Source organism: Winogradskyella sp. 3972H.M.0a.05 (assembly GCF_040493455.1).
Classification (GTDB): Bacteria; Bacteroidota; Bacteroidia; order Flavobacteriales; family Flavobacteriaceae; genus Microcosmobacter.
The window spans coordinates 756,268-766,420 of sequence record NZ_JANFDA010000001.1 but is presented as its reverse complement, the minus strand read 5'-3'; the positions used below and the strand labels follow the sequence as shown (position 1 = coordinate 766,420).

General features: G+C 37.8%; 6 protein-coding genes. 1 reads left to right on the top strand and 5 read right to left on the bottom strand.

What is annotated here, in order from left to right:
* Both NCE97_RS03460 and NCE97_RS03455 read right to left on the bottom strand, forming a co-directional pair.
* On the bottom strand, positions 1 to 5,263 hold a 5,263-nt coding region (locus NCE97_RS03460), incomplete at its 3' end, for a choice-of-anchor L domain-containing protein (protein WP_353777473.1).
* Between the two features lie 231 nt (positions 5,264 to 5,494).
* Positions 5,495 to 6,451: an endonuclease/exonuclease/phosphatase family protein gene (locus tag NCE97_RS03455; protein ID WP_353777472.1), complete on the bottom strand. Its 957-nt coding sequence runs from the start codon at positions 6,449 to 6,451 to the stop codon at positions 5,495 to 5,497.
* A gap of 74 nt (positions 6,452 to 6,525) precedes the next feature.
* Between NCE97_RS03455 and hflX the strand changes: the two genes are divergently transcribed.
* A complete protein-coding gene (gene hflX, locus NCE97_RS03450; RefSeq protein WP_353777471.1) occupies positions 6,526 to 7,740 on the top strand; it encodes a GTPase HflX in 1,215 nt (404 codons plus the stop codon).
* Between the two features lie 48 nt (positions 7,741 to 7,788).
* Here hflX and NCE97_RS03445 read toward each other — a convergent pair whose 3' ends face one another.
* The 3 genes from NCE97_RS03445 to rsmI all read right to left on the bottom strand — a co-directional run bounded on the left by NCE97_RS03445 (position 7,789) and on the right by rsmI (position 10,084).
* Entirely contained in the window at positions 7,789 to 8,727 is a 939-nt protein-coding gene (locus NCE97_RS03445; RefSeq protein ID WP_353777470.1) for a DUF3078 domain-containing protein, read from the bottom strand.
* A 116-nt stretch (positions 8,728 to 8,843) separates the two neighbouring features.
* Positions 8,844 to 9,416, bottom strand: a complete 573-nt coding sequence (locus tag NCE97_RS03440; RefSeq protein ID WP_353777468.1) for a uracil-DNA glycosylase family protein — start codon at positions 9,414 to 9,416, stop codon at positions 8,844 to 8,846.
* A complete protein-coding gene (gene rsmI, locus NCE97_RS03435) occupies positions 9,416 to 10,084 on the bottom strand; it encodes a 16S rRNA (cytidine(1402)-2'-O)-methyltransferase (protein ID WP_353777467.1) in 669 nt (222 codons plus the stop codon). The genes NCE97_RS03440 and rsmI overlap by 1 nt, the downstream gene beginning before the upstream one ends.
* Positions 10,085 to 10,153 lie beyond the last annotated feature (69 nt).

The window sequence follows — 10,153 nt, the reverse complement described above, 5'->3', positions numbered from 1 at the left end:
TCAGGTCGAAACGGTCGTTCAGACCATCAACCTCGCCTGGCGAAATACCCTCTGGAAACTCGCAAAACTCCAGTTGAACTACTTCTACATCTGTTGTATTAAAACATCCTGTATCGTTAAAGGTTACTTCTATAGAATATGTTCCGCCTTCGGTAACACTTATCGTAAGACCATTACCTGAAATTGGCACACCATCTCTAAACCAAGCTATAGATACTTCGCTTACATCATAGTTTCCTGCTATGGCAGTAACTTCAATTGGTGCGGCACTTGGAGGTGGGCACACTTCGTAATCGATATCTGATGGGAAGCTTGTTAAAGGTGTTGTTCCTATCACAAGATCGAAACTGTTAACAACGTAGCAATCTGCAAATCCTACAGTTTCTACTCTTACATAAACTGTTTCTCCTGAACTTGTATATGGACTACTAAGTGGGTTAACATTATTATTGGCATCGTCTTCTGTATTATGGTAAGAGACATTAAATTCTGAAGGGTCCTGAGTACCTAATACATTAGAATTATGAGCATCTAAGTCAAAATCAGCTTGCCCACTACCATCGTTACTACATTCAATAATATCAACACTATCTGCTGTATGCGATGGTGCAGAGATAACTAGATTGAAAGCTGTTGTAGCATGACATCCTGTTACATTGTCTTCAACTCTTACATATATAGTTTGAGGGTTAGATACGTTTGTATAAGGAGATGCTAAAGCTCCTGTATCGTCATCTGCCTCTTGTTGCGTTAAATGATACGTTACTGTAAAAGCGGCAGGATCTTGCGCTCCTAACACTTGAGCATCACTATCAGTTAAGTTAAACAATGCTGTTGGTCCTGTTGAACAACTTTCAAGATCTTCTGGTGTGTTTGCTTCTGGAAGCGCAAGGAATTCAACATTAATTTCATCTTGAATAATACACTGACTACTAAAAATTACTTGAGCAGTATATACACCCGGTTCAGTAGCTTCAAAAATTGAAGATGTTTCTCCAGGGATGGCAATTCCATCCAAGAACCACACATGCTCTAATGCAGGTGCTTGCGTGTCTAATATAATTGGCTCTCCTAAACATGCTGCAGTACCAGCTGCAATCGTAATATCGTCTCCAAGTTCTAATTGACCAAGATCGAAACTACCTGCTTCTAAGAATACACCAGAATCTAAAGCTGTATCCGCATCATCTCCAATTACTAATTTGATATGATATGTCTCACCTACATTTACTGGAGATTGAGCGGTAAAGACCACTGTTCTACCATCAAATGATGTTGATGGTAAGTTTTGAGGTGTATATCCTCCAAAATACTCTTCGTTAACTGCATCACATCCTGCATTATCTGGATGAATATTGGTTACCAATATTGGCTCTGTTGTACCTGGTAATACAGCTAAGTTAGTCGTGATACCGTTTTCATCTGTAAGGAAGAATGCAAATGCATCTGAGAATGTACATTCAAATGTACCTCCTGTTGCTCCATTATATTCTTCTGAAGCCATTAAGAAGTCAAAACTTATTTCTTGTGCTAGAGGCACAAAATCGAATTCAATAATGGTTGCATTATTAGATTGAACATTTCCTCCACCTGGCTCAACCAAGGTGTCTAAGTCTGGATCTCCAGGCCATGCAAATCCTCCTGTACTCATGGCATTAATGTTTGGTCCATCTGCCAAGGATGCATCTCCGTTTGTCATTAAGATTCCTTCTTCAAAAGGGAATCCGTCTCCATCAACAGAGAAGTATGCAATACCATTCACATCTCCAAAGTCTGTACCTGTAGACCACGTAATGTTAGATATCTGTGCACATTCTCCACCAATTAAAATATCTTCTACAAGTTCTTCAACTGTATAAGTGGTTTGGTCTGTAACAACATTTCCACTTCCTGGTTGGATACATAAATCGAATGTGATATCACTTGGATCACCTCCTGCAGAGAAGACTCTTATATAATATGTATTCCCTACTGTTAAGTTTTCAGCTATACTAGCATCAGCCACTGAACAATATAATTCAGTAAGGTTTCCACAATCTGCGCCTTCATACACAGCATGATCTAAATCATTGAAGAATCCTCCTCCTTGAATATTTTGTAGAATGATTAGTTGAGTTTCTTCTAATGCTGTAAACTGATACCATACATCGTCATCAGGGTCACCTCCACATGATCCATTAGGAATACCAGAATCTGTCGCTTCTACTAAAGTTCCTGGATTAACAATATCACATGTATTATCTGCATTTACACCTGCAACAGTTGCATCTACACAATTATCATTTTCAGGTGGACATGCTTGTAATTGTATTGGATTTGAGTTAATGACACAGTTCACATCATCATCACTAGATACTGTGAATACTACATCGATACCAAACCCATAAGGTCCAAATTGAGTAACGCCTGTTGCATTTACAGATACTGGTGCAGACCCTTGGTTATCAGTAATGGTAACCGATGCTGCATCTCCTAATGATGTTATGTTTACATCAACCAAGAATTGATCTCCATTATCACAATCGTCAACAACAACATAGGTTGCTTCAGGATTGATACATGTCGCACATGCTACTGTATAGTTGATTCCATCTGAACAGCAGAAACTACCAGAAGCACAACTTACTGAACCATCTGAAGTCACAGTAATGAAAATTGTATCTCCTGTAGACTGGAATGTTAATCCTGAAATATCACCTGCATTACCTTCACCATTATATAGTTCTGTAACACCATCACTATCTAAAATCACCAAGAAATCGAAAGGTGCTCCTTCAACTTCTCCAGAATCTATTGTAAGGTTTAAAGGTGATCCATCTGTGGATGTATATTCGAATACATTACCTTCGTTGTTATCGTAGCAATAGAACGCACTAACTGGTCCTACATTACAATCTACTATAGTATCTAAACAAAACTCTTGATTAAAGGTTTCGCTCATTATTGTACAATTCGCGTCCTGATCATTAACCAAGGTTATTTCTACATCTGTGTTATTTGTATAAGGTCCGAAAGTATATAATCCTGTAGCATTTACTACTTGAGAGTTAGCTTGGTTATCACTTATAGTTATTGATGTTGCAGAACCTAAGTCTGTTAAATCAATATCTACATTGAACGTTCCTACTGGGCAGTTTGACACAAAAGTGAAGGTTGCCTCAGGAAGTACACAAGTAAGTGCTTCAATTTCTAAAGTAAAATCTTGAGTAACACCAAATGCACCATTAAAACATGGGTCTGGAGCACCAAAATCTAGTGTACCAATTCTCATTCTATGCTGTCCTGGAGGTGCATCTATCGGCATTAAGAAGGTTGCGTCGAAAGTTGTTGGATTATCTCCTAAAGATACTCCTTGGAATACAAGCTCATCGGCCTCAAAGACTAAGTTATCATCAAAATCTATCCAGATATTTACATCATAAGTAAATCCTGTTTCGAAAGTAATTTCTAATGGTAAGTCAACTCCAGGGAACGCATTCACTGGTGTCGCTGTAAAGTTTTCGTATCCTAAAGGACCTCCACTTGGGAATGAAGTTCCATTAACTACCGTTTCTGCTATACCATTTCCATCTACTGGATCTGGTACTGACTCACAATATCCTGTAAAGAAGTTTACTGGCCCTATCCATATACTTGTCCCATTTCCACCGCAATCTGCTTGAACATAAACATCATAAGATGTATCTGAAGTTAAGCCTGTAGCTACATATGGGTTGGTTACTCCTGTAGCAGTTGGAACTCCTGTTGGAGGCGTTCCTGCGTCAACTATCTCAACGTTCCATGACGTAGCTGATCCATTTTCAGTCCAGCTAAACTCAGTTGATGTTAAACTAAGGTTATTTGCAGTAAGCCCAGATGGTTCTGGACATGTTGGTACTGCTCTTACCCAAAAATTATCTACAAAGACATCATTATCTTCTGGGTCATCTACTGTTCCTTCAGAACCTAAGATTGCGAACTGTACTGTTTGTCCACTGTAGGCAGCCAAGTTTACAACATAACGATCACCACCTGCAGGAACTACAGAGGAAGAATCGAAAGTCAATAAGCTAGTCCAGTTGGCACCATTATCGGTAGTAATGTAGAGCTCTACTGTATCATCGGAACCTAAAGTTCCTGCGTTGGTTTGACTACCAAATTGCATAATAGAGAAATCAAACTCTACTTGGAATGGTCCACCTGTTAGATCAAAGAAAGGAGAAATAATCCAATCGCTCTTTTCGGCTAGCCATAAATTTATTTTATATGCTCCATCAAACCCGTTATTAGCAAAACCGTCTGCAGTCCAGGCTCCTGCACCTAGATCTTGTGGCCCCGTAGTTCCGTCTCCATTATCTGCTTCGTCCCAGCAGTCTGGGATTATTGTAGCAAAGTCTTGAGTATAGTCTGGCACAAAAACATCACAGAGTGTTGTAAATGTCACTGGACCTACCCAGTCACTCAATCCATCTCCACCACAATCTGATTGCACATAATAATCATAAGTTACCACAGGCATTAATCCCATAGCAGTGTATGGATTAGTTACACCTGTTGCTGTTGGCACTCCTGTCGGAGGTGTCCCCGAAGTTACTATCTCAACATTCCAAGAGGTAGCTGCATTATTTTCTGTCCAGCTTAGTTCAGCAGTAAAAGCAGTTATAGTTCCCACAGCTAAATCGGAAGGCACTAAACATGTTGGTGGCGCTTGTGATGTAATTGTTGGAGCATCGAAACAAAAACCCCATTCCCAAGCTGCTCCTCCAGCACCTCCATCATCTAAATATGATAGACGGTATCTAAAGCCAGATTGTTGACTAGCTGTAAAACCAGAAATATCCAGAGGATCACTCTGAAAAGAATCTCTTGCCCCAGCACAAAAATCATCATTTGGCTGATCTGCTGTCCCCGCAAAAAGTTGCCAAGCAACCCAAGCTGCTCCATCGGCATCCCAATACTCTAATGTCAGTGATGCTGCTAAAGGGTTGTACGTATAATCAGCAGCTACGAGCAGCCAAGTCTCTCCCGCTCCAAAAGCAGGGGTAAGATCTATGACTGGAGATTCTGCAGCAATGTCATCATCATTTCCATTGCCAGCATCATCATCATCAAAAGCAAAATTTGCTGTTGTTGTAGGATCTGCTTCAAATGCCGTTGGGTCTGTGTTATAGACCCCAGTTACTGACCAGTTGGCATTAGGCCAGTTTGCCGGTTGGTTCAGTACCTGAGAATAAGAATACAGGCAACTGACCATGAGCAAAACTAATAGGGTAGTCTTTTTCATTTGAAAATTGGTTTAGTTAAATATGTTATCACTCATAGTTATTTGACCGTGAGTAACTTATTTTTTTAGGTTGTTCCTTTAGGGTTAGGGGGATTAAAAAAGCCTTAAAAAGAATATCTTTTAAAGCTTGTCGAATATAAAAAAAAACTTACTTAACAACTTATTAACAAAGGCATAATGGACTAACGACTTTTTTTTACGATTAAAAGTTATGCTTACATAACACAATTGCTAAGTTTTGAGAATAATATAGACCGGAAAATGATCACTATACCCTCCTTTGTATTTTTTACCTACAAAAGTTCTAAATGGTTGTCCTTTATATTTGCCTTTATATTGTGTTAAAAATTTTTCATTAAACACATCTGCTTCACTAAAGCGCAATTGCTCAACATCAGCATTCAAAAAGTTGGCACTAACTAATATTTGATCGAATAAATTCCACTTAAAATCATGATTTTGACTTCCTTTATCATAAGACCAAACGGTATCCATAGGGTTAAACAGATTACCATTGGTAACCAAATATTTTATGCTTTCATTATCTGGATTGTCATTAAAATCTCCCATGACAATAATCTTGGGGTCTTCTTCAGAATTTCTCAATTGCACAATGGCTTCTACGACCTCTTTAGCAGCAGCCATACGTTTATGACTTGTTTCATCTTTACCGTCTCTTCTAGATGACCAATGATTAACAATAACATGTACTTTTTCGTTAAGTAATTGTCCTGAAACCAAAAGAATATCTCTGGTATAATCTCTAGATCCATCATCATCTTCTAAGTAGACTGAAAATGTTTCTGATGATTCAACTGAAAAATAATCTTCATTATAAATCAATCCTACATCGATTCCTCTTTCATCCGCAGAATCATAATGGACTATTCCATAATTAGTCCCTTCTAAATCTTTTGTTGCCAGAAGGTCTTCAATAACTTGCCTGTTTTCAACTTCAGCCAAACCAACGATGACTGGTAATTTATCTGTTTGGAGGTGTCCTATTTTCGAAATTGCTGTACCAAGTTTATACAACTTTCTATCGTAGCGCTTTTGGGTCCAGCGTTTTCGTGATGTTGGTAAGAAATCATTATCATTAGTATGCTTATCGTCAATAGTGTCGAATAAATTTTCAAGATTATAAAAAGCAACAGTTAACTTTTCATCATTATGTATAGGATTAGCCATAATCTTAATTTAAGCTTTAAAAATACAAAACCAATGCTATTCATTTATGTAACTTTGCAGTTTGAAAGAAATTTATGATTGAGAAGAAAGACATTTCATTAGAAAAAACTGTATTAGTAGGAATCATTACTCAAGAACAGGATGATGTAAAATCTAAAGAGTACTTGGATGAGCTAGAATTCCTTACCTATACTGCTGGTGGAGAGGTGCTAAAACGGTTTACTCAGAAAATGACCATGCCAAATCCTAAGACCTTTATTGGTACTGGTAAGATGGAAGATGTAAAGCATTTTGTGGAAGAACACGAAGTAGGTACTGTGATTTTTGATGATGAGCTTTCTCCTGCTCAAGAACGAAATATTAGCAAAATTCTTAACTGTAAAGTACTCGACAGAACCAACCTCATCTTAGACATATTTGCTCAGCGTGCACAAACAAGCTACGCCAGAACGCAAGTAGAGCTTGCACAATGCGAATATCTTTTACCTAGACTTAAAGGGATGTGGACTCACTTAGAGCGGCAGAAAGGTGGTATTGGTATGCGTGGTCCTGGTGAAACAGAGATAGAAACCGATAGACGTATTGTACGAGATAAGATTTCCTTATTAAAGGCTAAAATCAAGGCAATCGATAAACAAATGGCTGTACAACGTGGTAACAGAGGAAAACTTGTTAGAGTTGCTTTGGTTGGATATACCAATGTTGGTAAATCTACATTGATGAATATGATTAGCAAGAGCGAAGTTTTTGCTGAAAACAAGCTCTTTGCAACTCTAGACACTACAGTGAGAAAAGTAGTTATTGGAAATCTCCCTTTCCTTGTGAGCGATACTGTTGGGTTTATCAGAAAGCTTCCTACACAATTGGTTGAATCTTTTAAAAGTACATTAGACGAAGTACGAGAAGCTGATCTTTTATTGCATGTTGTAGATATTTCTCATTCTAATTTTGAAGAGCATATAGAATCGGTAAACAATATTCTTACAGATATTGAGAGCCTTGGAAAACCCACCATTATGGTCTTTAATAAAATTGATGCTTATCAACCAGAACCTTTTGATGAGACCGACTTAATTGAAGAACGTACTACAGCCAATTTTTCTATTGACGAATGGAAAAACACCTGGATGCACAAAGTAGGTGATAGAGCCCTATTTATTTCAGCATTAAATAAAGAAAATCTCGATGGTTTTAGAAAGCGCGTTTATGAAGAAGTGAGAAAAATTCATATTCAACGTTTTCCTTACAATCATTTCTTATATCCTGATATTGAAGATTTTGAAGCATAAAAAAGGCTATCGTAACGATAGCCTTTTTCTTTATATTTCTTTTAAACTTTAGAAAGAATAACTCAATCCTATAGTCCAAAATGTTTGTAAGTCGTTATCAACATTATCAAATGTTGGCATTGGGTTTCCACTCATAGGATCAAACTGACTCAAGGCAAAGTTTAATGCTTCTTGCTTGTTGTTTCTTAAACCAAAATCAAATCCTACTCCAATCATTTTCCATAGTGTGTAGCTAAATGAGTTTGTCCATGTCCAGTTAGATAAATCACTGCTCTTATAGCTTTGGAATGCTGATAAGTTGGTCTTAAAGTTTATCGCTCCAATTTTCTTTGTATAGTCTGCAACAACTTTGGCTCCCATGGAAGAATCGAAGACTGTATCATTGTCTGAAAATACAAAGTTGTAGTTTGCAGGATGAATCACCACAACTAAGTCTGTAATTGGTGTCCAGGTAAAACCAACACCTACATCTAAATATCCAGGATCATTAAAGTTATTGAGTACCGTAGTTCTGTATTCTACTAATCCTGAAACCGCCCATTTTTCATTTAATCTTCTACCGTAAAGTGACGTTAAATTAAAAACATCTGTAGTTGGGTTAAAGCTATCATCATCAGCTGGATTGTCCTTATCATCTAGTTTTACCCAGTTGAAGTTCATAGTTAGGGCATTTCTCCAGAAATATTTTTCCCTGATATCATTTGCATAACCATTGAATGTTATTCCGATGCTTCCAGATGAGTTGTTTGGAGTACCTTGTGCATACCAGTTATTGAAGTTAGACAAGCTACCTCCAATAGTTCCAAAAGCACCCACTCGCCATCCAGGAAGGGCATCAATTTGGGCTTGTAACGCATCTGCTTCTGCCTGATATTTATCAGCCTCGGCTTGTTTTTCTGCTTTTTGAGCTTCTAATTCTTCTTTGGTTTGAGCATTTAAGCTAAAAACACCAAACCCAATGATTAATAGTAAAATAAGTTTCTTCATATTGTCGATTTTGAAAGTGCAAAGATAAATGTTGATTGGTTTTCAACCAATCTTATCGATAGGTTTCGACACCAAAAAATAATTAAAGTCACTACTATAATAAAAAAACTTAGTGTTTATTTAAGTTGATTTTTGACTATGGCTCTCAAATCTGGTATTACTTCTTTTTCGAACCAAGGATTCTTACTTAGCCAAAATCGATTTCTTGGGGAAGGGTGTGGTAATGGAAAATATTTTGGTAAATGATCTTTAAAATTGGCAACGGTTTCTGTCAGGGTCTTCTTCGCTTTATCTTTCAAATAGTAGCGTTGCGCATAAATACCGATAAGAATAACCAATTCAACTTTAGGCATTTTATCAAAAAGTTGATCATGCCATTGCGGAGCACACTCAGGTCGTGGTGGTAAATCTCCACTCTTACCTTTTCCTGGGTAACAAAATCCCATTGGTATGATGGCAAACTTAGATTCATCATAAAAATCCTCATCAGAAACATCTAACCATCTTCTCAATTGCTTACCACTCGCATCATCCCATGGAATACCTGAGGCATGAACTTTTGTACCTGGTGCTTGTCCAATAATTACAATCTTAGAGTTTACATCAGCAGTAGCTATAGGTCTTGGGCCTAGTGGCAAATAATCGTTACAGATTGTACATTGTCTTATATCGTGAAGTAATTCTTCCATTAGCTTTTACCAGCCACCACAATAACGATTTCCCCTTTTGGTGGTTTGTTGGTGTAATATTCAAGGACTTCTTTGGCACTCCCTCTTATGGTCTCCTCATACAGCTTTGTTAGTTCTCTAGACACCGACAGCATTCTGTCTTCTCCTAAATACTCGCAAAAGTTAGTTAAGGTCTTGACCAGTTTGTGTGGGCTCTCATAGAAAATCATTGTTCGCGTCTCTTCAGCGAGTAACTTTAGTCGGGTTTGCCGTCCTTTTTTTACAGGCAAAAATCCTTCGAAGACAAATTTATCATTCGGCAGTCCCGAATTAACCAATGCTGGTACAAATGCTGTAGCACCAGGCAAGCACTCAACCTCAACACCTTCTTCTATACACGCTCTAGTCAGCAAAAATCCGGGGTCAGAAATTGCTGGTGTTCCTGCATCACTGATCAAGGCTACTGTTTCTCCCGATTGTATTCTGCTTACTATGCCTTTAACTGTTTTATGCTCATTGTGCATATGATGGCTTTGCATAGGTGTTTCAATTTCGAAATGCTTTAAAAGTTTCCCTGAGGTTCGGGTATCTTCGGCAAGAATTAAATCTACTTCTTTTAAAATCTCAACAGCTCTAAAGGTAATGTCCTTAAGGTTTCCAATAGGTGTCGGTACAAGATAAAGCTTCATTCAGAATAGATTTATCATCAAATTTACAATCTTTTGTATATCTTGACGCAACGAATCTAAATCTTTTGC

Coding starts and splice junctions, on each gene's coding strand:
- NCE97_RS03455 (WP_353777472.1), bottom strand. CDS start 6,451: ATGGCTAATCCTATACATAATGATGAAAAGTTAACTGTTGCTTTTTAT.
- hflX (WP_353777471.1), top strand. CDS start 6,526: ATGATTGAGAAGAAAGACATTTCATTAGAAAAAACTGTATTAGTAGGA.
- NCE97_RS03440 (WP_353777468.1), bottom strand. CDS start 9,416: ATGGAAGAATTACTTCACGATATAAGACAATGTACAATCTGTAACGAT.
- rsmI (WP_353777467.1), bottom strand. CDS start 10,084: ATGAAGCTTTATCTTGTACCGACACCTATTGGAAACCTTAAGGACATT.
- NCE97_RS03445 (WP_353777470.1), bottom strand. CDS start 8,727: ATGAAGAAACTTATTTTACTATTAATCATTGGGTTTGGTGTTTTTAGC.